The following is a 300-nucleotide window of genomic DNA, read 5'->3' on the forward strand; positions in this document are numbered from 1 at the left end:
GTGCGCGTGACGGCCGACGAGGCTGACCCACGTGGTGTGCTCGGCCGACCATCGCATCGCGGCCCGCGCCAGCGCGATCGACGACACCGCCGGGATGACGTCGTGCACGCCCTCGGGCCCGAGCAGGTCGACGAGGGTGGAACCGATTCCCGAGACGAACGGGTCGCCCGACGCGAGCGCGACGACCTCACGATCACCGAGTTCCGACAGCAGGGCGGGAAGCCCCTCACGCAACGGCGACGGCCACTCCCGCCGCTCCGCCGCGACGTCCTCGGGCAGCAGTTCGAGGTGCCGCGCCCC

The 300-nt window shown here is 73.3% G+C and carries 1 protein-coding gene; it reads right to left on the reverse strand.

Translation table 11 applies throughout. The features are described 5' to 3' along the window. Window positions 1-300, reverse strand: a 300-nt coding sequence (locus tag D9V41_RS17330) for an SAM-dependent methyltransferase (protein ID WP_243697336.1), incomplete at both ends; no start/stop codon positions are given.

Source organism: Aeromicrobium phragmitis (genome assembly GCF_003674095.1).
Taxonomy (GTDB): domain Bacteria; phylum Actinomycetota; class Actinomycetes; order Propionibacteriales; family Nocardioidaceae; genus Aeromicrobium; species Aeromicrobium phragmitis.